This is a genomic window from Streptomyces sp. NPDC055749, assembly GCF_053617235.1.
This window is the reverse complement of the sequence record NZ_JBSHFH010000042.1, coordinates 42818-65231: the sequence shown is the minus strand read 5'-3', so window position 1 is coordinate 65231 and position 22414 is coordinate 42818. Positions and strand designations below refer to the sequence as shown.

The window sequence follows — 22414 nt, the reverse complement described above, 5'->3', positions numbered from 1 at the left end:
GGCACGGTGCGGCCTGCCCGCCGACCGGGGTGAGGCCCGGGCGACGGTAGCCTGCGGCCCGTGACCGAAACCCTCATCTGGATCGCCGTCGCGCTCGTCGCGATCGGCCTGTACCTCAGCTGGACCGCCGGAAGGCTGGACCGTCTGCACGCACGGATCGACGCCGCCAAGGCCGCGCTCGACGCCCAACTGCTGCGCCGCGCCTCGGTCACCCAGGAACTGGCCACGTCCGGTGTCCTCGACCCGGCCGCCTCCATCGTCCTGTACGAGGCCGCGCACGCCGCCCGGCAGGCCGAGGAGGACCACCGGGAGGTCGCCGAGAGCGAACTCAGTACCGCACTGCGCGCCGTCTTCGGTGAGACGGCCCAGGTCGAAGCGGTGCAGGAGATCCCCGGCGGGGTCGAGGCGGCGGCCGAACTGGCCGCCGCGGTACGCCGGGTGCCGATGGCCCGGCGGTTCCACAACGACGCCGTGCGCGCGGCCCGCGCGCTGCGCAGACACCGCACGGTGCGGCTGTTCCGGCTGGCCGGCCACGCGCCCTTCCCCCTCGCGTTCGAGATGGACGACGAGCCACCGGTGGCTCTCGCGGACCGTCCCGGCAGCTGAGACAGGGGCCAAAACGATCCACGGGGTACTTATTGGCCCTTGCTGTGGACTGGTCCCGGGGCGTTTGCTCTGCCTTGCACCAGTCAGCGTCTTTCCCCGAGTGAGGTCGTTCCGTGTCCACGCTTCCCAGCACCCCGCAGTCCACCGACTCCCCGGCCATCGGCACCAGCCGCGTCAAGCGCGGCATGGCCGAGCAGCTCAAGGGCGGCGTGATCATGGACGTCGTCAACGCCGAGCAGGCGAAGATCGCCGAGGACGCGGGCGCCGTGGCCGTCATGGCCCTGGAGCGGGTGCCCGCCGACATCCGTAAGGACGGCGGCGTGGCCCGGATGTCCGACCCCAACATGATCGAAGAGATCATCGAGGCCGTCTCCATCCCCGTCATGGCCAAGTCGCGCATCGGCCACTTCGTCGAGGCCCAGATCCTGCAGTCCCTCGGCGTCGACTACATCGACGAGTCCGAGGTCCTGACCCCGGCCGACGAGGTCAACCACAGCGACAAGTTCGCGTTCACGACCCCCTTCGTCTGTGGCGCCACCAACCTGGGCGAGGCCCTGCGCCGTATCGCCGAGGGCGCGGCCATGATCCGCTCGAAGGGCGAGGCCGGCACCGGCAACGTCGTCGAGGCCGTCCGCCACCTGCGCCAGATCAAGAACGAGATCGCCCGGCTGCGCGGCTACGACAACAACGAGCTGTACGCCGCCGCCAAGGAGCTCCGCGCCCCGTACGAGCTGGTCAAGGAGGTCGCCGAGCTCGGCAAGCTGCCCGTCGTCCTGTTCTCCGCGGGTGGCGTCGCCACCCCCGCGGACGCCGCGCTCATGCGCCAGCTCGGTGCCGAGGGTGTCTTCGTCGGCTCCGGCATCTTCAAGTCCGGTGACCCCGCCAAGCGTGCCGCCGCGATCGTGAAGGCCACCACCTTCTACGACGACCCGAAGATCATCGCGGACGCCTCCCGCAACCTGGGCGAGGCCATGGTCGGCATCAACTGCGACACCCTGCCCGAGACCGAGCGCTACGCCAACCGCGGCTGGTAGTCACTGATGAGCGACACCCCTGTGATCGGAGTCCTGGCTCTCCAGGGCGACGTACGGGAACACCTGATCGCCCTGGCCTCGGCTGACGCCCTGGCCAGGCCGGTCCGGCGTCCCGAGGAGCTCGCCGAGGTCGACGGCCTCGTCATACCCGGCGGCGAATCCACCACCATGTCCAAGCTCGCCGTGCTCTTCGGCATGCTGGAACCGCTGCGCGAGCGGGTACGCGCCGGGATGCCGGTCTACGGCACCTGCGCAGGCATGATCCTGCTCGCCGACAAGATCCTCGACCCGCGCTCGGGGCAGGAAACCGTCGGCGGGATCGACATGATCGTGCGCCGTAACGCCTTCGGACGTCAGAACGAGTCCTTCGAGGCGGCCGTCGAGGTCGACGGAATCGCGGACGGTCCGGTCGAAGGCGTGTTCATCCGGGCACCCTGGGTCGAATCCGTCGGGGCGCAGGTCGAGGTCATCGCCGAACACGGCGGTCACATTGTCGCCGTACGGCAGGGAAACGCCCTTGCCACGTCGTTCCACCCGGAACTGACCGGAGACCACCGGGTTCACGCACTCTTCGTCGACATGGTGCGCGCAGTCCTCTGACTCGACCCCGGTAGGATCTCTCGGGTTCGGATCGATTTTGGTGACGCGAAGGAGAAGGCAGATGTCCGGCCACTCTAAATGGGCTACGACGAAGCACAAGAAGGCCGTGATTGACGCCAAGCGCGGCAAGCTCTTCGCGAAGCTGATCAAGAACATCGAAGTAGCCGCCCGCTCCGGCGGTGTCGACCTCGAAGGCAACCCGACGCTCGTCGACGCCATCCAGAAGGCGAAGAAGAGCTCCGTCCCGAACAAGAACATCGACTCCGCGGTCAAGCGCGGTGGCGGTCTCGAGGACGGCGGCGCCGACTACGAGACGATCATGTACGAGGGCTACGGTCCGAACGGTGTCGCGGTGCTCATCGAGTGCCTCACCGACAACCGCAACCGTGCCGCGTCCGACGTACGGGTCGCGATGACCCGCAACGGCGGCTCGATGGCCGACCCGGGTTCGGTCTCGTACCTCTTCAACCGCAAGGGCGTCGTGATCGTCCCCAAGGGCGAGCTGTCCGAGGACGACGTCCTCGGTGCCGTGCTCGACGCGGGTGCCGAGGAGGTCAACGACCTCGGTGAGACGTTCGAGGTCGTCAGCGAGGCCACCGACATGGTCGCGGTCCGCACCGCGCTCCAGGACGCCGGTATCGACTACGACTCCGCCGAGGCCAACTTCCTGCCCACCATGCAGGTCGACCTCGACGAAGAGGGCGCTCGCAAGATCTTCAAGCTCATCGACGCGCTGGAGGACAGCGACGACGTGCAGAACGTCTTCGCCAACTTCGACGTCTCGGACGAGGTCATGGAGAAGGTCGACGCCTGACATCCGGGCAGTCGCCGCACAGGCGGAGCCGACGGGCCGACGGGGACACACCCCGTCGGCCCGTCGCATTGTCAGTGCGAGCCGATAGCCTGCGGGAACAGTTGAACGATCGGCGAGGGGAGGGCGCTTCATGCGTGTACTCGGCGTGGACCCGGGGCTGACCCGGTGCGGGGTCGGAGTCGTCGAAGGCGTCGCCGGACGCCCCCTGACGATGATCGGTGTCGGCGTCGTCCGCACCCCCGCAGACGCGGAGCTCGGCCACCGGCTGGTCGCCATCGAGGCCGGCATCGAGGAGTGGCTCGACACGCACCGGCCCGAATTCGTCGCCGTGGAGCGGGTGTTCAGCCAGCACAACGTGCGTACGGTGATGGGCACCGCCCAGGCAAGCGCGGTCGCCATGCTCTGTGCCTCGCGCCGCGGTATCCCCGTCGCCCTGCACACCCCCAGCGAGGTCAAGGCCGCAGTCACCGGCTCGGGGCGTGCCGACAAGGACCAGGTCGGCGCGATGGTGACCCGGCTCCTGCGGCTCGACGCGCCGCCCAAGCCCGCCGACGCCGCCGACGCCCTCGCGCTCGCCATCTGCCACATCTGGCGGGCCCCCGCGCAGAACCGGCTCCAGCAGGCCGTCGCCGCCCATCGCACATCGAAAGGCCGTACCGCATGATCGCCTTCGTCTCAGGCCCGGTGGCCGCCCTCGCCCCGACCACGGCCGTGATCGAGGTCGGCGGCATCGGCATGGCCGTCCAGTGCACCCCGAACGTCCTCGCCGGTCTCCGGATCGGCAAGGAGGCAAGACTCGCGACCTCCCTCGTCGTACGGGAGGACTCGCTGACGCTCTACGGCTTCGCCGACGACGACGAGCGCCAGGTCTTCGAGCTGCTCCAGACCGCCAGCGGAGTCGGCCCCCGGCTCGCGCAGGCCATGCTCGCCACGCACAGCCCCGACGCCCTGCGCATCGCCGTCGCCACCGGCGACGAGAAGGCGCTCACCGCTGTCTCCGGCATCGGCAAGAAGGGTGCCCAGAAGCTCCTCCTGGAGCTGAAGGACAGGCTGGGAGAGCCGGTCGGCGCCCACATCGGACAGCAGGGCATCGGCACCGCGGTCAGCTCCGGCTGGCGCGATCAGCTCCAGGCCGCGCTGATCGGACTCGGGTACGCGACCCGCGAGGCGGACGAGGCGGTCGCCGCCGTGGCGCCGCAGGCCGAGGCCGCGCTGGCGGAAGGCGCCCAGCCGCCCGTACCGCAACTGCTGCGCGCCGCCCTCCAGACACTCAACCGCGCACGTTGATCACCACACCGGTCCGGGCGCGGCCCGGCACCGAGACACCCGAGGCGGGACTGACCGAATGAACTGGGACGAGACCGGACCCGACACCGACGAGCGTCCGCACCTCGACGACGGGCCGGGCGACGGTCTCGGCGACCGGTTGGTCGACGCCGGGGCGGACGGCGAGGACACCGCGGTCGACGCGGCGCTGCGCCCCAGGGACCTCGACGAGTTCGTCGGCCAGGAGAAGGTCCGCGAACAGCTCGACCTCGTCCTCAAGGCAGCCCGCGCCCGAGGGGCCACCGCCGACCACGTCCTGCTCTCCGGCGCCCCCGGCCTCGGCAAGACCACCCTGTCCATGATCATCGCGGCCGAGATGAACGCCCCGATCCGGATCACCTCGGGCCCCGCCATCCAGCACGCGGGCGACCTCGCCGCGATCCTCTCCTCCCTCCAGGAGGGCGAGGTCCTCTTCCTCGACGAGATCCACCGCATGTCGCGGCCCGCCGAGGAAATGCTCTACATGGCCATGGAGGACTTCCGGGTCGACGTCATCGTTGGCAAGGGCCCGGGCGCCACCGCGATCCCCCTGGAGCTGCCGCCCTTCACCCTCGTCGGAGCCACCACGCGCGCGGGCCTGCTGCCGCCCCCGCTGCGGGACCGTTTCGGCTTCACCGGGCACATGGAGTTCTACGCCCCCGCCGAGCTGGAGCGCGTCATCCACCGCTCCGCCGGCCTCCTCGACGTCGCCATCGACGTGGACGGCGCGGCCGAGATCGCCGGACGCTCCCGGGGCACGCCCCGTATCGCCAACCGGCTGCTGCGACGCGTCCGGGACTACGCCCAGGTCAAGGCCGACGGCCGGATCGACCGGGACATCGCCGCCGCGGCCCTGCGGGTGTACGAGGTCGACGCCCGCGGCCTGGACCGCCTGGACCGTGCGGTGCTCGGCGCCCTGATGAAGCTCTTCGGCGGTGGTCCCGTCGGTCTGTCCACCCTCGCGGTGGCGGTGGGGGAGGAGCGCGAGACCGTGGAAGAGGTCGCGGAGCCCTTCCTCGTACGCGAAGGACTGCTGGCCAGGACCCCGCGCGGCCGGGTCGCCACGCCTGCGGCATGGGCACATCTGGGCCTCGTTCCGCCACCTCAAGGCGGAAAGGGACAACAGGGCCTGTTCGGGGCGTGAAGAATCACAGGTTGGCCTGAAGTGGAACGACGGTGCCATGCTGGGCGTTGTTCCAATGATGCGGACTCGCTTAGACTCCGCCGATGCCGCCCGTACAGGTCGGTGTACCCACCCCCGTAGACCAGGCCGCATTCCAACGCGGTCGTGCGAAGGAATTTCCGTCCCGTGAATATCGTGACTCTCCTCCCCTTCATCGTGCTCATCGGGGCCATGTTCCTGATGACCCGGTCCGCCAAGAAGAAGCAGGCGGCGGCTGCGCAGATGCGTAACGACATGCAGCCCGGCACCGGCGTCCGGACGATCGGGGGCATGTACGCCACCGTCAAGGAGCTTCACGACGACACGGTCCTCCTTGAGGTCGCGCCCGGCGTCCACGCCGTCTACGCCAAGAACTCGATCGGTGCCGTCCTCGACGACGCGGAGTACAACCGCATCGTCCACGGCGACGACGAGGACCTGAAGGTCGAGGGCACGGTCGTGCCCGACGACGCCTCCTCGCTCACCAAGGACTCCGACGCCGACGCCTCGGACGACGCGAAGATCGACCTGGGCAAGAAGGCCGAGGCCGACGACACCGAGGTGAAGGACGCCGAGTCCAAGGACGCCAAGGGCAAGGGCGACGTCGAGGGCGACGCGAAGTAGTTCACGATCCGGGGACGCCGCGCGCCCACAGGCAGCGCGGCGTCCGACGGAGAGTGCGGTCTTCTGCGGGGGCAGGTCCCCACATCACTTCGTGGCCGCTCGGGCGCGTACCCGGCGCGGGGCGGTTGGACAGGGAGAAACGAGAAGGTGGCAGCACCGAAGAAGGGCCGAGGGCCGGCGGGCGGTCAGGGGAGGCCGGGGCGTGCCCTGGTACTGATCCTCATCGCCATGGTCGCGCTCACTGGCGGGATGTTCCTGTCCGGTCACACCACTCCCCGGCTGGGCATCGACCTGGCCGGCGGGACATCGATCACGCTTGAGGCGAAGAGCCAGCCCGGCAAGCCGAACGCGATCAACCAGACCAACATGAACACCGCGGTCAGCATCATCGAGCGCCGTGTCAATGGTCTGGGTGTCTCCGAGGCAGAGGTTCAGACCCAGGGCGAAAAGAACATCATCGTCAACATCCCCAAGGGGACGAACTCCAAGCAGGCTCAGGAGCAGGTCGGCACCACCGCCCAGCTCTACTTCCGGCCCGTGATCACGGTCACCGCCGGCACGCCGACGCCCACGGGTTCCGAAAGCCCTTCGGCGACCGGTTCGGCCACCCCCAAGGCCACGCCCAGCGCGAAGGCGGGCGACAAGGAAACGGCCTCCGATTCGAAGGCCACTCCCTCGTCGAGCGCCACCTCCCAGGGCCGTGCGGTCACCGACGCCCTGAAGAAGGACAAGACGCCCACCCCCGGCGCGAGCACCACGGACGCCCCGGCGGCCACGGAGCCGCCCGCCGCCGAGACGCCGGACCCGGCCACCGCCGCACTGCAGAAGAAGTTCACCGAGCTCGACTGCAGCGACAAGGCCGCCCGCGCCAAGGCCGGTGAGGGAGTCAAGCCCGAGGACCCGACGGTCGCGTGCAGCGCCGAGGGCGACGCCAAGTACATCCTCGGCCCGGCCGAGGTCTCCGGTACGGACGTCGACGACGCCAAGGCCCAGTTCGACCAGCAGCGGGGCATCTGGCTCGTCTCCATGGAGTTCACCGACAAGGGCTCCAAGAAGTTCCAGTCGATCACGCAGAAGCTGTCGTCGCAGCAGCCGCCGATGAACCAGTTCGCGATCTCCCTCGACGGCGAGGTCGTCTCCGCGCCGCAGGTGAACGAGACCCTCAGCGGCAGCGCCGAGATCTCCGGCAGCTTCACCCAGCAGTCCGCCGAGGACCTGGCCAACGTGCTCTCCTACGGTGCTCTCCCGCTCTCCTTCGAGCAGCAGAGCGTCACCACCGTGACCGCCGCCCTCGGCGACGAGCAGCTGAAGGCCGGTCTGATCGCCGGCGCCATCGGCCTCGCCCTGGTCGTCATCTACCTGGTCGCCTACTACCGCGGCCTCGCGCTCATCGCGCTCCTCAGCCTCGCGGTGTCCGGCATCCTGACGTACACGATCATGTCCCTGCTCGGCCCGGCCATCGGCTTCGCGCTGAACCTGCCCGCGGTCTGTGGAGCCATCGTCGCGATCGGTATCACGGCGGACTCGTTCATCGTGTACTTCGAACGTGTCCGTGACGAGATCCGCGAAGGCCGCACGCTGCGTCCGGCCATCGAGCGGGCCTGGCCCCGCGCCCGGCGCACGATCCTGGTCTCCGACTTCGTGTCGTTCCTCGCCGCCGCGGTGCTCTTCCTCGTGACGGTCGGCAAGGTCCAGGGCTTCGCGTTCACGCTCGGCCTGACCACCCTGCTCGACGTCGTCGTGGTGTTCCTCTTCACCAAGCCCGTGATGACGCTGATGGGCCGCACGAAGTTCTTCTCGAGCGGAAACCCGTGGTCCGGGCTGGACCCGAAGCGCCTCGGTGCCAAGCCGCCGCTGCGCCGCTCGCGCCGTATCAACGCTCCCACCGACCACCCGAAGGAGGCCTGAGATGTCGCGACTCGGCAATCTCGGCGCCCGGCTCTACCGTGGCGAGGTCGGTTACGACTTCATCGGCAAGCGCAAGATCTGGTACGGCGTCTCGATACTGATCACCATCACGGCCATCGTCGGCCTGGCGGTCAGCGGGCTCAACATGGGCATCGAGTTCAAGGGCGGCGCGGTCTTCACGACCGACGAGAAGCCCAAGGTCTCGGTCTCCCAGGCGCACGAGAGCGCCGTGGAGGCCTCGGGCCACGAGGCGATCGTCCAGGAGCTCGGCAACGGCAACATGCGGATCCAGATCACCGAGGTCGACACCGCGAAGGCCAACGAGATCAAGACCCAGCTCGCCGAGGACCTCGGTGTGCCCGAGGCGAAGATCAACGCGGACCTGGTCGGCCCCAGCTGGGGTGAGCAGATCGCCAACAAGGCGTGGACCGGCCTCGGGATCTTCATGATCCTCGTGGTGATCTACCTCGCCATCGCCTTCGAGTGGCGCATGGCCGTCGCGGCCCTCGTCGCGCTGATCCACGACATCACGATCACGGTCGGGATCTACGCCCTGGTGGGCTTCGAGGTCACCCCGGGCACCGTGATCGGTCTGCTGACGATCCTCGGTTACTCCCTCTACGACACGGTCGTCGTCTTCGACAGCCTCAAGGAGGGCCAGAAGGGGATCACCAAGCAGACCCGCTTCACCTACAGCGAGGTCGCGAACCGCTCCATCAACAGCACCCTGGTCCGCTCGATCAACACCACCGTCGTCGCGCTGCTGCCCGTCGCCGGTCTGCTGTTCATCGGTGGCGGTGTGCTGGGCGCGGGCATGCTCAACGACATCTCGCTGTCGCTCTTCGTCGGCCTCGCGGCCGGTGCGTACTCCTCGATCTTCATCGCCACTCCGCTCGTCGCCGACCTGAAGGAACGCGACCCGCAGATGAAGGCGCTGAAGAAGCGGATCCTCGCCAAGCGGGCGGCAGCCGCCGCCAAGGGCGAGTCCGTCGAGGACGAGGGCGACGAGCAGCCGCAGGACGACTACCCCGAGGACGGCGAGACCGCGGGTGCCGTCGTGGGCCAGCGCGAGCAGCCCAGGGGCCACGGCCGTACCTCGGGGAACCGTCGATGACCAGCACCACCGAATCCACCCGCGAGCTGCTGCTCAGCCGCATCCGTGATGTCGCCGACTATCCGAAGCCGGGTGTGATGTTCAAGGACATCACGCCGCTGCTCGCGGACCCGGTGGCCTTCACGCTGCTGACCGACACACTCGCGGAGCTGTGCGTCCGGCACGGGGCCACCAAGATCGTCGGTCTGGAGGCGCGCGGCTTCATCCTGGCGGCGCCGGTCGCGGTCCGGGCGGGCCTCGGCTTCGTACCGGTCCGCAAGGCCGGCAAGCTGCCCGGAGCCACGCTCAGCCAGGCGTACGAGCTGGAGTACGGCAGCGCGGAGATCGAGATCCACGCCGAGGACCTGTCGTCCGAGGACCGGATCATGGTCATCGACGACGTCCTCGCCACCGGCGGCACCGCCGAGGCATCGCTGGAGCTGATCCGGCGGGCAGGCGCCCAGGTCGCGGGCGTCGCGGTCCTCATGGAGCTCGGTTTCCTGCCGGGCCGCGCACGACTGGAACCGGCGCTGCGAGGCGCCCCGCTGGAGGCCCTGATCACCGTCTGAAAGACGGCAGGACCGACCGGCGTACGACAGCCGGAGACACAGGACGGGCACCCGGGAACATCCGGGTGCCCGTCCCGCGTTGTGAGCGGTCTCACCGTCCCCGGGCGAGGAGCGGCCACAGGGTCGATACCATGGGCTTTCCGGGTACCCCGGATCCGCACGAGGAGCGCTCTTGCCAGACGAGGCCCAGCCAGTCGCCGCCCCGCAGCCCGAAAAGCCCGCGGCGGACCCAGCCACGCCCTGGAAGGCGCAGCCGGCGGGCCCGCCGAAGCCTGCGGCGCCGGAGTCGGCGGACAGCCCCGGGAAGGCGGCGGAACCCGCCTCGCCGACCCCCGCGAGCGCCAAGCCGGGCCCCGGCCCCAAGCCCCCGCTGAGCGCCCCGAAGCCCGCTGCCGACGCACCGGCCGCGCCCGCGGAGACCACACCGGCCGCGCCCGCGGAGACCACACCGGCCGCGCCCGCCGGGACCCCGGCGCCCGTGAGCCCCGTACCCCCGGTTGTACCGGCGGCCAAGGCCCCGGTGAAGCCCGCGGCCAAGCCGGTCGTCCCGGCCGGTTCGGTGCCCCGCTCCGGCGGATCGTCCAACCGGGTCCGGGCCCGCCTGGCCAGGCTGGGCGTCCAGCGCTCCAGCCCGTACAACCCCGTGCTCGAACCGCTGCTGCGGACCGTCCGCTCCAACGACCCCAAGATCGAGACGGCGACGCTGCGCCAGATCGAGAAGGCCTACCAGGTCGCCGAACGCTGGCACCGCGGCCAGAAGCGCAAGAGCGGTGACCCGTACATCACGCACCCGCTCGCCGTCACGACGATCCTCGCCGAGCTCGGCATGGACCCGGCCACCCTGATGGCCGGACTGCTGCACGACACGGTCGAGGACACCGAGTACGGCCTGGACACCCTGCGCAAGGACTTCGGTGACCAGGTCGCGCTGCTGGTCGACGGCGTCACGAAGCTCGACAAGGTCAAGTTCGGCGAGGCCGCCCAGGCCGAGACCGTACGCAAGATGGTCGTCGCCATGGCCAAGGACCCCCGGGTCCTGGTCATCAAGCTCGCCGACCGCCTGCACAACATGCGCACCATGCGCTATCTCAAGCGGGAGAAGCAGGAGAAGAAGGCCCGCGAGACCCTTGAGATCTACGCGCCCCTGGCTCACCGCCTGGGCATGAACACCATCAAGTGGGAGCTGGAGGACCTCGCCTTCGCGATCCTCTACCCCAAGATGTACGACGAGATCGTCCGCCTCGTCGCCGAGCGGGCCCCCAAGCGCGACGAATACCTCGCCATAGTGACCGACGAGGTCCAGTCCGACCTCCGCGCCGCCCGCATCAAGGCCACCGTCACCGGACGGCCGAAGCACTACTACAGCGTCTACCAGAAGATGATCGTGCGAGGCCGGGACTTCGCCGAGATCTACGACCTGGTGGGTATTCGTGTACTTGTCGACACGGTCCGCGACTGTTACGCGGCGCTCGGCACCGTCCACGCGCGATGGAACCCGGTCCCCGGCCGGTTCAAGGACTACATCGCGATGCCGAAGTTCAACATGTACCAGTCGCTGCACACCACGGTGATCGGCCCCAGCGGCAAGCCCGTCGAGCTCCAGATCCGTACGTTCGACATGCACCGCCGCGCCGAGTACGGCATCGCCGCGCACTGGAAGTACAAGCAGGAGCCCTCCGCGGGCGTCTCCAAGGTCCGCACCGACGTGCCCAAGAGCACAGGCCGCGGCCAGGACTCCGTCAACGACATGGCGTGGCTGCGCCAGCTCCTGGACTGGCAGAAGGAGACCGAGGACCCCAGCGAGTTCCTGGAGTCCCTGCGCTTCGACCTCTCGCGCAACGAGGTCTTCGTCTTCACACCCAAGGGCGACGTCATAGCGCTGCCCGCAGGCGCCACCCCCGTCGACTTCGCGTACGCCGTCCACACGGAGGTCGGCCACCGCACGATAGGAGCACGGGTCAACGGGCGCCTCGTACCGCTCGAATCGACTCTGGACAACGGTGACCTCGTCGAGGTCTTCACCTCCAAGGCGACCGGCGCCGGACCCTCCAGGGACTGGCTCGGCTTCGTCAAGTCGCCCCGCGCCCGGAACAAGATCCGCGCCTGGTTCTCCAAGGAGCGCCGCGACGAGGCGATCGAGCAGGGCAAGGACGCCATCGCGCGGGCCATGCGCAAGCAGAATCTGCCGATCCAGCGGATCCTGACCGGCGACTCGCTGGTCACGCTCGCCCACGAGATGCGCTACCCCGACATCTCCTCGCTGTACGCGGCGATCGGCGAGGGCCATGTCGCGGCGGCCGGCGTCGTACAGAAGCTGGTGCAGGCCCTCGGCGGCCACGACGAGGCCAACGAGGACCTCGCCGAGTCCACCCCGCCCTCCCACGGCCGCAGCAAGCGCCGCGCCAACGCCGACCCCGGCGTCGTCGTCAAGGGCGTCGAGGACGTCTGGGTCAAGCTCGCCCGCTGCTGCACACCCGTCCCCGGCGACCCGATCATCGGATTCGTCACCAGGGGCAGCGGCGTCTCCGTGCACCGTGCCGACTGCGTCAACGTGGAGTCGCTCTCGCAGCAGCCCGAGCGGATCCTCGAAGTCGAATGGGCCCCCACCCAGTCCTCGGTCTTCCTGGTCGCCATCCAGGTCGAGGCGCTGGACCGCTCCCGGCTTCTCTCCGACGTCACCCGGATCCTCTCCGACCAGCACGTCAACATCCTCTCGGCGGCCGTGCAGACCTCCCGCGACCGGGTGGCCACCTCGCGCTTCACCTTCGAGATGGGCGACCCGAAGCACCTGGGGCACGTGCTGAAGGCCGTGCGGGGCGTGGAGGGCGTCTACGACGTGTACCGGGTGACCTCGGCCCGCAGGCCGTAACCCGGGAAGCACGAGAGAGGGGCTCCTGTACGCGAAGTACAGGAGCCCCTCTTCTCGTGCCGGCGTGAGCCGGATCAGCCGCTGAACTCCTCCAGGCCCTTGAGAGCCTGGTCCAGCAGCGCCTGCCGGCCCTCGAGCTCCTTGGCGAGCTTGTCGGCGCGTGCGTTGTTGCCCGAGGCACGAGCCGTGTCGATCTGCTTACGCAGCTTGTCCACGGCCGCCTGGAGCTGACCGGTCAGACCCTCGGCACGCGCCCGCGCCTCCGGGTTCGAACGGCGCCACTCGTTCTCCTCGGCCTCCTGGAGCGCACGCTCCACCGCCTGCATCCGCCCCTCGACCTTCGGGCGGGCGTCACGCGGTACGTGGCCGATGGCCTCCCAGCGCTCGTTGAGGGTACGGAACGCGGCCCTGGCCACCTTCAGGTCCCTCACCGGCACCAGCTTCTCGGCCTCGTCGGCGAGCTCCTCCTTCAGCTTGAGGTTCTCGCCCTGCTCCGCGTCCCGCTCGGCGAACACACCGCTGCGGGCCGCGAAGAAGACGTCCTGGGCGCCGCGGAAGCGGTTCCACAGATCGTCCTCGGACTCGCGCTGCGCGCGGCCCGCGGCCTTCCACTCGGTCATCAGGTCGCGGTACCGGGCGGCCGTCGTGCCCCAGTCCGTGGACCCGGAGAGCGCCTCGGCCTCGGCGACCAGCTTCTCCTTGGCCTTACGGGCGTCCTCGCGCTGTGCGTCCAGCGCCGCGAAGTGGGCCTTGCGCCGCTTGGAGAACGCCGAACGGGCATGCGAGAAGCGGTGCCACAGCTCGTCGTCCGACTTGCGGTCGAGGCGCGGAAGCCCCTTCCACGTGTCGACCAGGGCCCGCAGCCGCTCGCCTGCCGAGCGCCACTGCTCGCTCTGCGCCAGCTCTTCGGCCTCGACGACCAGCGCCTCCTTGGCGTGGCGCGCCTCGTCGGTCTGCTTCGCCTTCTGGACCTTGCGCTCCTCGCGCCGCGAGTCGACCGTCGCGACGAGCGCGTCCAGCCGGGTACGCAGCGCGGCGAGGTCGCCCACGGCGTGATGCTCGTCGACCTGCTTGCGCAGATGATCGACTGCCGCCGTCGCGTCCTTGGCCGAGAGATCGGTGGTCTTCACCCGCCGCTCGAGGAGGCCGATTTCGACCACCAGGCCCTCGTACTTGCGCTCGAAGTAGGCCAGGGCCTCCTCGGGGGAACCGGCCTGCCACGATCCGACGACCTGCTCGCCATCGGCTGTACGCACGTACACGGTGCCCGTCTCGTCGACGCGGCCCCACGGGTCGCTGCTCACAGCGCCTCCTCCACCTGATACCTGCGAGGGGGTTCGCCCCCCGGGCATCGTCCACAGTTTCCTGGGGCGGGCATCGCCCGCCCTGCACAACGTCAATCTAGGCGACCGGCCACCCGGCTGTCCGCACTCAGCGCGGCTGAAATTCTCCGGTCCGCGCCACGTGGCGGGGTGTGCCGGCCGCCCGGCCCGGTCAGGCCTTGTCGACAGCGGCCTTCTCGACGGTGACGGTCTTCTTCGGCGCACCGTCGCCCGCACCGCCGGATACGCCCGCCTCGGCGACCTTCTTGACGGTCTTCAGCCCGGCCTCGTCCATGGTGCCGAACGGCGTGTAGGTGGGCGGCAGTTTGGTGTCCTTGTAGACCAGGAAGTACTGGCTGCCGCCGGTGCCCGGCTGGCCGGTGTTGGCCATCGCCACCGTGCCCGCGGGGAAGGTGACGGTGCCGTCCTTGCCCGCCTTGCCCAGCGCCGTCAGGTTCTCGTCCGGGATCGTGTAGCCGGGACCGCCCGTACCGTCACCCTTCGGGTCACCGCACTGGAGGACGAAAATGCCCTCCGTGGTCAGCCGGTGGCACTTCGTACCGTCGAAGTACCCCTTGTCCGCGAGGGCCTTGAAAGAATTCGTCGTGTGCGGGGTCTTCGCCGCGTCCATGGTGAACGCTATGTCGCCCTGGCTCGTCTTGAGCGACATCGCGTACTTGGCGGTTTTGTCGATCTTCATCTCGGGCTCCGGCGCTGCACTCTCGCTCGCGGAGGGTGTCGCCGAAGGACTCTGGCTCGCCGCCGCGTCGGGCTTGCTCTTGTCGTCGTCGCCGCCGACGGAGACGTACGCGCCCGCGCCGATGACCGCCACCACGGCCAGCGCGGACGCGATGACCACCGTGAGACGCCTGGTCCTCCGGCGGGCTTCCTCCCGGCGCTGCTGCTGCCGCTCGAACTTCTCGCGGGCGAGCTGCCGCCGCCGCTGATCGCTGCTGACCACCGGTTGATCTCCTTGTACGTCGTGTGATCCGGCCTGGGTTGCCCCGTACCGTATATGGGTTAGCTGTGGGATGAGGAGCGCCGGTAGGCTCTGATCTGCTGGATCTGTCTCAACAGCCTCTCCCGTCGGACGAACATTAAGGACGATCGTGCTCATTGCCGGGTTCCCCGCCGGGGCCTGGGGGACCAATTGCTACCTGGTCGCCCCCGCCGCAGGCGAGGAGTGCGTGATCATCGATCCCGGGCATCAGGCCGCCCAGGGCGTCGAGGAGACGCTGAAGAAGCATCGGCTCAAGCCCGTCGCGGTCGTCCTCACCCATGGCCACATCGACCATGTCGCCTCGGTCGTCCCCGTGTGCGGCGCCCATGACGTCCCTGCCTGGATCCACCCGGAGGACCGGTACATGATGAGCGACCCGGAGAAGGCCCTCGGCCGCTCCTTCGGGATGCCGCTCATGGGCGAGCTGACCGTGGGCGAGCCGGACGACGTCAAGGAACTGACCGACGGTGCCGTGCTGAAGCTGGCCGGTCTGGAGTTCGGCGTCGCGCATGCGCCCGGCCATACCAAGGGGTCGGTGACGTTCAGGATGCCCGAGGCCGCGGATGTTCCGCAGGTTCTCTTCTCGGGCGACCTGCTCTTCGCCGGCTCCGTCGGACGCACCGACCTGCCCGGCGGCAGCCAGGCCGAGCTGCTCGAGTCGCTGGCCCGTGTGTGCCTGCCGCTCGACGACTCGACCGTGGTGCTGTCCGGCCACGGCCCCCAGACGACCATCGGCCGCGAGCGCGCATCCAACCCGTACCTGCTCGGTATGGACGCGCCCCGCCGAGGAATGTGACGAGAGAGAAACCCTGTGAGCACCTTCCAGGCCCCCAAGGGCACGTACGACCTGATTCCGCCGGACTCCGCCAAGTACCTCGCGGTCCGCGCGGCGATCTCCGCACCGCTGAAGAACTCCGGTTACGGCTACATCGAGACCCCCGGCTTCGAGGACGTGGCCCTCTTCGCCCGCGGCGTCGGTGAGTCCACCGACATCGTCTCGAAGGAGATGTACGCCTTCGAGACCAAGGGCGGCGACAAGCTCGCCCTGCGCCCCGAGGGCACCGCCTCGGTGCTGCGCGCGGCACTGGAGGCCAACCTCCACAAGGCGGGCAACCTCCCCGTCAAGCTCTGGTACTCGGGCTCGTACTACCGCTACGAGCGCCCGCAGAAGGGCCGCTACAGGCACTTCTCGCAGGTCGGCGCCGAGGCCATCGGTACCGAGGACCCGGCGCTCGACGCCGAACTGATCATCCTGGCCGACCAGGCGTACCGCTCGCTCGGCCTCACGCAGTTCCGCATCCTGCTGAACTCGCTCGGCGACAAGGAGTGCCGCCCGGTGTACCGGGAGGCGCTCCAGGGCTTCCTGCGCGACCTCGACCTCGACGAGGACACCCGTCGCCGCATCGAGATCAACCCGCTCCGCGTCCTCGACGACAAGCGGGCCGAGGTGCAGAAGCAGCTGACCGGCGCCCCGATGCTGCGTGACTACCTCTGCGACGGCTGCAAGGCGTACCACGAGGAGGTCCGCGGTCTGCTGACGGCGGCAGGCGTGGTGTACGAGGACGACGAGAAGCTCGTCCGCGGCCTCGACTACTACACGCGCACGACCTTCGAGTTCGTCCACGACGGTCTCGGCTCGCAGTCCGCGGTGGGCGGCGGCGGCCGTTACGACGGCCTGTCCGAGATGATCGGCGGCCCCGCGCTGCCGTCCGTCGGCTGGGCGCTCGGCGTGGACCGTACGGTTCTCGCCCTGGAGGCCGAGGGCATCGAACTGGCCATCCCCGCCACCACCAGCGTGTACGCGGTTCCGCTCGGCGAGGAGGCCCGCAGGGTGCTCTTCGGCATCGTCACGCAGCTGCGGCGCGAGGGCGTGGCGACGGACTTCGCGTTCGGCGGCCGTGGTCTGAAGGGCGCGATGAAGAGCGCGAACAGGTCGGGTGCGCGGTTCACGATCGTCGCGGGCGAGCGTGACCTGGCCGAGGGCAAGGTCCAGCTCAAGGACATGGAGTCGGGCGAGCAGGAAGCGGTCGCTCTGGCGGACGTGACCGAGGCGATCCGCTCGCGCCTGGCGTAGGGCCGGAGCTCCCGGTTGGGGGAGGGGCGGGCGTTCCGGTGGAACAGGCCCGCCCTTTCCGCGTATGTGCCTTCAGCCGTCGCGGCGGCCCTTCCAGCGGAACGTCAGCAGACACAGCACCAGACCTCCGACGCACCAGGCACCCAGGACCAGGGCCACACTCCCGTAATCCCAGCTGCCGGTCGGCTCGATCACGGCGGCCGACTCCGGCAGGAACACGCCCCGGAAGCCCTGGCACATCCACTTCAGCGGGAACAGTGCCCCGATGTTCAGCATCCAGCCCGGCAGTTCGTCGGCCGGTATGTAGACGCCCGAGATGAACTGCAGGACGAGGAACGGCAGGATGACCACCGAACCGGCACTCCGTCCCGACCGCGGCAGGCTGCTGATCGCGATGCCGAGGAGCGCGCAGCCGGTGATCCCGAGGACGAAGATCCAGCCGAAGGTCAGCCACGTGCCCACCCCCGCGGGCAGTCCGACATCGAAGAGGATCGCCCCGACCGTCAGCAGCGCCACCGCCTCCAGCACCCCGGTGACCAGAACCAGCCACACCTTGCCGATGAAGTACGCGGCAGGCGGCATCGGGGTGGACCGGATGCGGCGCAGCACCTTCTCGTCGCGCTCGATCGCGATGGAGATCCCGAGCGACTGGAAACTGGTCGACGCGATGCCCGCCGCGAGCATCGCGGGCACGTAGAGCTGCGAGGCGGTGATGCCCGCGCCCTCCACGTCGTCGCGGAAGATCGAGGCGAACATGGCCAGAAACACGATGGGGAACGCGAAGGTGAAGACCACCTGGTCGCGCTGGCGGAAGAACTGCCTCAGTTCGAGCGCCCCGCGCCGCAGACCGAGCTCCCAGACACCGGGCAGCGTCATGTGGCCGTCTCCTGTCCGATCAGGCCGAGGTAGACGTCCTCAAGCGTGGGACGGATGACCCGGAGTCCGGGGATCTCCCCGCCGAAGCGCCGGCCGAGCGCGGTGACGGTACGGGTCGGCGTCCGCGTGGTCTCGGAGCGAGGGGTGCCGTCCGCCTCCGTCCACTCGACCGTGGCACCGGAGCCGTACCGTTCGCGCAGCGCGTGGGGTTCGCCCTCGGCCACCACCTTGCCCGCGGTGATCACGGCGAGCCGGCCGGCCAGCGCCTCGGCCTCCTCCAGGTAGTGCGTGGTGAGCACGATGGTGGTGCCCTCGCGCGCGAGGAGGCGGATCAGCTCCCAGAACCGGCGGCGGGCGGCGGGATCGAAACCGGTCGTCGGCTCGTCCAGCAGCAGGAGTTCGGGACCGCCGATCACACCCAGTGCCACATCGAGGCGGCGCCGCTGCCCGCCGGAGAGCTCCTTGATCCGGGAGTTCGCCTTCTGCTCCAGACCGACCAGACCGATGACGTCCTCGGCATCGCGCGGACGGGGGTAGTAGTGGGCGAAGTGCGTCACCGTCTCGCGCACCGTCAACTCGGCGGGCGCCGATTCATCCTGCCAGACGACACCGACCCGGGAACGGTGACGGCGGTCCGCGCCGTCCGGGTCGGTGCCGAGCACCAGCACGGTTCCCTCGTCCCGGCTCCGGTGGCCCTGGAGAATCTCGACCGTGGTGCTCTTCCCCGCCCCGTTGGGCCCGAGGATTCCGAACACCTCACCCGGCATGATCCGCAGGTCCAGGCCGTCCACCGCGGTCACCGGGCCGTAGCGCTTGCGTAATCCGCGGACTTCGACTGCGAGTTCTGTCATGGACCGAGCGTCCCGCGGAGCCGGCGGTTCCGTGCCGGCCGTGCGGACACACGTGTGTCCATCGAACGGCTGACGCCGCAGACGGTGCGGCACAATGGCCGTGCCCAGCTGGCTACTCAGTGACGGAACGGCGATATGACGACTGCAGCGGTAGATCATCCCTCCTCGGGCCAGGCGGAGGACGGTGCGAAGCGGACCATCGGAGGCAGTCGCGCGCTGGCACTGCTCCTGGTGATCACGGGTGCGGCCGGACTGCTCGCCGCCTGGGTCATCACCATCGACAAGTTCAAGCTGCTGGAGGACCCCAGCTTCACCCCGGGGTGCAGCCTCAACCCGGTCGTCGCGTGCGGCAACATCATGAAGAGCGAGCAGGCGTCCGCCTTCGGGTTCCCCAACCCGATGCTCGGACTCGTCACGTACGCGATGGTGATCTGCATCGGACTGGGGCTGCTGGCAGGCGCCCGCTTCCGCCCCTGGTTCTGGCTCGGCCTCAACGCGGGCACGCTCTTCGGCGTCGGCTTCTGCACCTGGCTCCAGTACCAGTCGCTGTACAACATCAACTCGCTGTGCCTGTGGTGCTGCCTGGCCTGGGTCGCCACGATCGTCATGTTCTGCTACGTCACCACGCACAACATCAAGCACCACGTCCTGCCGGCTCCCAGCTGGCTGCGCAACGGTCTGACGGAGTTCCACTGGGTGCCGCCGGTCCTCTGGATCGGCATCATCGGCATGCTGATCCTGACCCGCTGGTGGGACTTCTGGACCAGCTGACGGGCCCGGGGGCGTTGTCAGTGGGGTGACATAGGCTTCACAGCGTGGAGCCCGATCTCTTTACCGCAGCAGCCGAAGACCGCCAGGAGAAGGACCCGTCCGCCAGCCCGCTCGCTGTGCGGATGCGTCCTCGTACGGTCGACGAGGTCGTCGGCCAGCAGCACCTCCTCAAGCCGGGCTCACCTCTGCGCCGCCTCGTGGGGGAGGGCAGCGGCGGCCCCGCCGGACCGTCGTCGGTGATCCTCTGGGGCCCGCCGGGCACCGGCAAGACGACCTTGGCGTACGTGGTCAGCAAGGCGACGAACAAGCGCTTCGTCGAGCTCTCCGCGATCACCGCGGGAGTCAAGGAGGTCCGCGCCGTCATCGAGGGCGCCCGCCGCGCCACCGGCGGGTTCGGCAAGGAGACCGTCCTCTTCCTCGACGAGATCCACCGCTTCTCCAAGGCCCAGCAGGACTCGCTCCTCCCCGCGGTGGAGAACCGCTGGGTGACGCTGATCGCGGCCACCACGGAGAATCCGTACTTCTCGATCATCTCCCCCCTGCTCTCGCGCTCCCTGCTCCTCACCCTGGAGCCGCTGACCGACGACGACCTCCTGGCGCTGATCACCCGCGCCCTGACCGACGAGCGCGGACTCGGCGGCGCGGTGACCCTGGCCGAGGACGCGCAGGCGCACCTGCTGCGCATCGCCGGAGGCGACGCCCGCCGGGCACTCACCGCGCTGGAGGCGGCGGCCGGTGCCGCACTGGCCACGCACGAGCAGGAGATCACCCTCCAGACCGTCGAGAGCACCGTCGACCGCGCCGCCGTGAAGTACGACAGGGACGGCGACCAGCACTACGACGTGGCGAGCGCCCTCATCAAGTCGATCCGCGGTTCCGACGTGGACGCGGCACTGCACTATCTGGCCCGCATGATCGAGGCGGGGGAGGACCCCCGGTTCATCGCGCGCCGGCTCATGATCTCCGCCAGCGAGGACATCGGCCTGGCCGACCCGACGGCACTGCCCACGGCGGTCGCGGCGGCCCAGGCCGTGGCCATGATCGGCTTTCCGGAGGCGGCACTCACCCTCAGCCACGCCACCATCGCACTGGCGCTGGCGCCCAAGTCCAACGCGGCGACCCTGGCCATCTCCGCCGCACAGGAGGACGTGCGCAAGGGACTCGCGGGCCCCGTTCCGGCGCATCTGCGCGACGGCCACTACAAGGGCGCGGCCAAGCTGGGGCACGCCCAGGGCTATATCTACCCGCACGACGTCCCGGGCGGCATCGCCGCCCAGCAGTACGCCCCGGATGCCGTGCGCGACAAGCGGTACTACACACCCACGCGCTACGGCGCGGAGGCGCGGTACGCGGATGTGGCGGACCGGGTCAGGGAGCGGCTGGGCAGGGACGGCTCCGACGGCAGCGCTTCCGTCTGACCGGTCAGCAGGACGCCGCCTCGAAGAGGGTGTACATGGCACGGCGCAGTTCGACGACGTCCCGCACCGGCTCGGGAAACTCGAAGCGCGCGTCGAAGCACGAGCCCTGGCCCTCGACGAAGCGCACCCGCAGACCGAAGCGGTCGAGGGCCACCGGCACGGCGGAGGGCCCGTGCTCCGCGCAGTCACAGCCCGTCCGCTCGCCCAGCAGGGCGCGGAGCGTCCCCAGCTGTTCGCCGTGCGCCGCGTGCAGATGCTGGAGCAGCTCCGTCTCGTGCACGACGAGCGGATCCGGGGAGGCGTCGCGGAACGCGTCGGGTTCCACGTCCTGCGCCCCCCAGAGATCGTCGACGTACGCCTCCGCCGTCTCCAGCCGCAGCATCATCCGGCCGGGCTGCGCCAGCCCCGGTACGGAGGTCAGCCAGCCGGAGATCCAGGCGCGGCCACGGATACGGTGCGGTACGGAGACCGGCGCCACATCGGTGAGCTCCAGTACGGCGGTCAGCTCGTCGCCCTGGGCGCGCGTCGCGGCCCGTACGACCGGGGAACCGGCGGGGAGTTCGAGGAACAGATCACCGTCGGGACCTACGCTGCGGGAGCTGGGCACGAGGTGCTCGGGGCAGGGCACATCGAGCCCGGGTACGACCAGTGCCGCGGAGCAGGTACTCTGTACGAGAGTTCGTGTGCGCTCGGCTGCTGACGGCATCCGAGTGTTTTCAAGCCCGCTGGGACGCGGCTGACCACGATCAGATCGGCCTTCCGTCGTAGCAGTGCCCTCGTGCGCGCTGCCGCTGTCTGTGTTGTCCGTGACGTCTGTGGTGTTCCCAGGGCGAGACATGCGATCTCCTTGAGTAAGGTAAGCCTTACCTAAACTTAACCTACAACGGAGGTCTGGAGAACGTGCCTAACCAGTCGCGTCCCAAGGTCAAGAAGTCGCGTGCCCTCGGCATCGCTCTGACGCCGAAGGCTGTCAAGTACTTCGAAGCTCGTCCGTACCCGCCGGGCGAGCACGGCCGTGGCCGCAAGCAGAACTCGGACTACAAGGTCCGTCTGCTCGAGAAGCAGCGCCTCCGCGCGCAGTACGACATCAGCGAGCGCCAGATGGCGCGCGCCTATGACCGTGCCAAGAAGGCCGAAGGCAAGACGGGCGAGGCGCTGGTCGTCGAGCTCGAGCGTCGCCTCGACGCCCTGGTCCTGCGTTCGGGCATCGCCCGCACCATCTACCAGGCCCGCCAGATGGTCGTTCACGGCCACATCGAGGTCAACGGTGGCAAGGTCGACAAGCCGTCGTTCCGCGTCCGTCCCGACGACGTCGTGATGGTCCGCGAGCGCAGCCGCTCCAAGGTCCCCTTCCAGGTGGCCCGCGAGGGTGGTTACGACACCGACGGTGAGACCCCGCGCTACCTCCAGGTGAACCTGAAGGCCCTGGCCTTCCGCCTGGACCGGGACCCGAACCGCAAGGAAATCCCGGTCATCTGCGACGAGCAGCTCGTCGTCGAGTACTACGCCCGCTGATCC

Annotated in this window: 22 protein-coding genes; 17 read left to right on the top strand and 5 right to left on the bottom strand. The window is 69.4% G+C overall.

The window, feature by feature from the left end:
- Positions 1–60 precede the first annotated feature (60 nt).
- From ACWGO0_RS27075 to ACWGO0_RS27020, 12 genes are all read left to right on the top strand, one after another.
- Positions 61–606: a hypothetical protein gene (locus ACWGO0_RS27075; protein WP_453540294.1), complete on the top strand. Its 546-nt coding sequence runs from the start codon at positions 61–63 to the stop codon at positions 604–606.
- Positions 607–719: 113 nt separating this feature from the next.
- Positions 720–1640 (top strand): pyridoxal 5'-phosphate synthase lyase subunit PdxS, encoded by a 921-nt coding sequence (pdxS, locus tag ACWGO0_RS27070; protein WP_453540291.1) that lies wholly within the window; start codon positions 720–722, stop codon positions 1638–1640.
- Positions 1641–1646: 6 nt separating this feature from the next.
- Positions 1647–2240: a pyridoxal 5'-phosphate synthase glutaminase subunit PdxT gene (gene pdxT / locus ACWGO0_RS27065; protein WP_453540288.1), complete on the top strand. Its 594-nt coding sequence runs from the start codon at positions 1647–1649 to the stop codon at positions 2238–2240.
- Positions 2241–2301: 61 nt separating this feature from the next.
- Complete coding sequence (locus tag ACWGO0_RS27060; RefSeq protein WP_185301892.1) at positions 2302–3054, top strand: YebC/PmpR family DNA-binding transcriptional regulator; 753 nt, start codon at positions 2302–2304, stop codon at positions 3052–3054.
- 130 nt (positions 3055–3184) lie between these two features.
- A complete protein-coding gene (gene ruvC, locus ACWGO0_RS27055; protein WP_453540285.1) occupies positions 3185–3718 on the top strand; it encodes a crossover junction endodeoxyribonuclease RuvC in 534 nt (177 codons plus the stop codon).
- Positions 3715–4341: a Holliday junction branch migration protein RuvA gene (gene ruvA / locus ACWGO0_RS27050; protein ID WP_453540282.1), complete on the top strand. Its 627-nt coding sequence runs from the start codon at positions 3715–3717 to the stop codon at positions 4339–4341. The genes ruvC and ruvA overlap by 4 nt, the downstream gene beginning before the upstream one ends.
- A 58-nt stretch (positions 4342–4399) precedes the next feature.
- A complete protein-coding gene (ruvB, locus tag ACWGO0_RS27045; RefSeq protein ID WP_453540279.1) occupies positions 4400–5503 on the top strand; it encodes a Holliday junction branch migration DNA helicase RuvB in 1104 nt (367 codons plus the stop codon).
- Positions 5504–5668: 165 nt separating this feature from the next.
- On the top strand, positions 5669–6145 hold the full coding sequence (gene yajC / locus ACWGO0_RS27040; protein WP_453540276.1) for a preprotein translocase subunit YajC: 477 nt from the start codon (positions 5669–5671) through the stop codon (positions 6143–6145).
- A gap of 147 nt (positions 6146–6292) precedes the next feature.
- A complete protein-coding gene (gene secD, locus ACWGO0_RS27035; RefSeq protein ID WP_453540273.1) occupies positions 6293–8053 on the top strand; it encodes a protein translocase subunit SecD in 1761 nt (586 codons plus the stop codon).
- A gap of 1 nt (position 8054) precedes the next feature.
- Entirely contained in the window at positions 8055–9167 is a 1113-nt protein-coding gene (secF, locus tag ACWGO0_RS27030) for a protein translocase subunit SecF (RefSeq protein ID WP_453540272.1), read from the top strand.
- Entirely contained in the window at positions 9164–9715 is a 552-nt protein-coding gene (locus tag ACWGO0_RS27025; RefSeq protein WP_453540270.1) for an adenine phosphoribosyltransferase, read from the top strand. Before secF ends, ACWGO0_RS27025 begins: the two co-directional genes overlap by 4 nt.
- Before the next feature lie 520 nt (positions 9716–10235).
- Positions 10236–12584, top strand: coding sequence for a RelA/SpoT family protein (locus ACWGO0_RS27020; RefSeq protein WP_453540320.1), 2349 nt, complete (start codon positions 10236–10238; stop codon positions 12582–12584).
- A gap of 74 nt (positions 12585–12658) precedes the next feature.
- On the opposite strand, the gene ACWGO0_RS27015 is transcribed toward ACWGO0_RS27020, so the two are convergent.
- Positions 12659–13888 carry a DUF349 domain-containing protein gene (locus ACWGO0_RS27015; protein WP_453540267.1) on the bottom strand — a complete coding sequence of 410 codons (1230 nt, stop codon included), beginning with the start codon at positions 13886–13888 and terminating at the stop codon, positions 12659–12661.
- A 190-nt stretch (positions 13889–14078) separates the two neighbouring features.
- A complete protein-coding gene (locus ACWGO0_RS27010) occupies positions 14079–14867 on the bottom strand; it encodes a peptidylprolyl isomerase (RefSeq protein ID WP_453540264.1) in 789 nt (262 codons plus the stop codon).
- Between the two features lie 148 nt (positions 14868–15015).
- Here ACWGO0_RS27010 and ACWGO0_RS27005 point away from each other — a divergent pair, with 148 nt between their 5' ends.
- Both ACWGO0_RS27005 and hisS read left to right on the top strand, forming a co-directional pair.
- Positions 15016–15702 carry an MBL fold metallo-hydrolase gene (locus tag ACWGO0_RS27005; protein WP_453540261.1) on the top strand — a complete coding sequence of 229 codons (687 nt, stop codon included), beginning with the start codon at positions 15016–15018 and terminating at the stop codon, positions 15700–15702.
- 15 nt (positions 15703–15717) lie between these two features.
- A complete protein-coding gene (gene hisS / locus ACWGO0_RS27000; protein ID WP_453540258.1) occupies positions 15718–16980 on the top strand; it encodes a histidine--tRNA ligase in 1263 nt (420 codons plus the stop codon).
- Between the two features lie 72 nt (positions 16981–17052).
- Here the strand turns inward: hisS and ACWGO0_RS26995 are convergent, their stop codons facing one another.
- Together ACWGO0_RS26995 and ACWGO0_RS26990 are read right to left on the bottom strand one after the other, a co-directional pair.
- Positions 17053–17856: an ABC transporter permease gene (locus tag ACWGO0_RS26995; protein ID WP_453540256.1), complete on the bottom strand. Its 804-nt coding sequence runs from the start codon at positions 17854–17856 to the stop codon at positions 17053–17055.
- Complete coding sequence (locus ACWGO0_RS26990) at positions 17853–18707, bottom strand: ABC transporter ATP-binding protein (protein WP_453540253.1); 855 nt, start codon at positions 18705–18707, stop codon at positions 17853–17855. The genes ACWGO0_RS26995 and ACWGO0_RS26990 overlap by 4 nt, the downstream gene beginning before the upstream one ends.
- A 135-nt stretch (positions 18708–18842) precedes the next feature.
- On the opposite strand from ACWGO0_RS26990, the gene ACWGO0_RS26985 reads away from it, so the two are divergent.
- A complete protein-coding gene (locus tag ACWGO0_RS26985) occupies positions 18843–19478 on the top strand; it encodes a vitamin K epoxide reductase family protein (RefSeq protein WP_453540250.1) in 636 nt (211 codons plus the stop codon).
- A 44-nt stretch (positions 19479–19522) separates the two neighbouring features.
- Positions 19523–20896, top strand: a complete 1374-nt coding sequence (locus ACWGO0_RS26980) for a replication-associated recombination protein A (protein ID WP_453540247.1) — start codon at positions 19523–19525, stop codon at positions 20894–20896.
- Between the two features lie 4 nt (positions 20897–20900).
- Here the strand turns inward: ACWGO0_RS26980 and ACWGO0_RS26975 are convergent, their stop codons facing one another.
- A complete protein-coding gene (locus tag ACWGO0_RS26975) occupies positions 20901–21602 on the bottom strand; it encodes a DUF2470 domain-containing protein (RefSeq protein ID WP_453540245.1) in 702 nt (233 codons plus the stop codon).
- A gap of 194 nt (positions 21603–21796) precedes the next feature.
- Between ACWGO0_RS26975 and rpsD the strand changes: the two genes are divergently transcribed.
- Entirely contained in the window at positions 21797–22411 is a 615-nt protein-coding gene (rpsD, locus tag ACWGO0_RS26970) for a 30S ribosomal protein S4 (RefSeq protein WP_018960518.1), read from the top strand.
- The last annotated feature ends 3 nt before the right edge of the window (positions 22412–22414 follow it).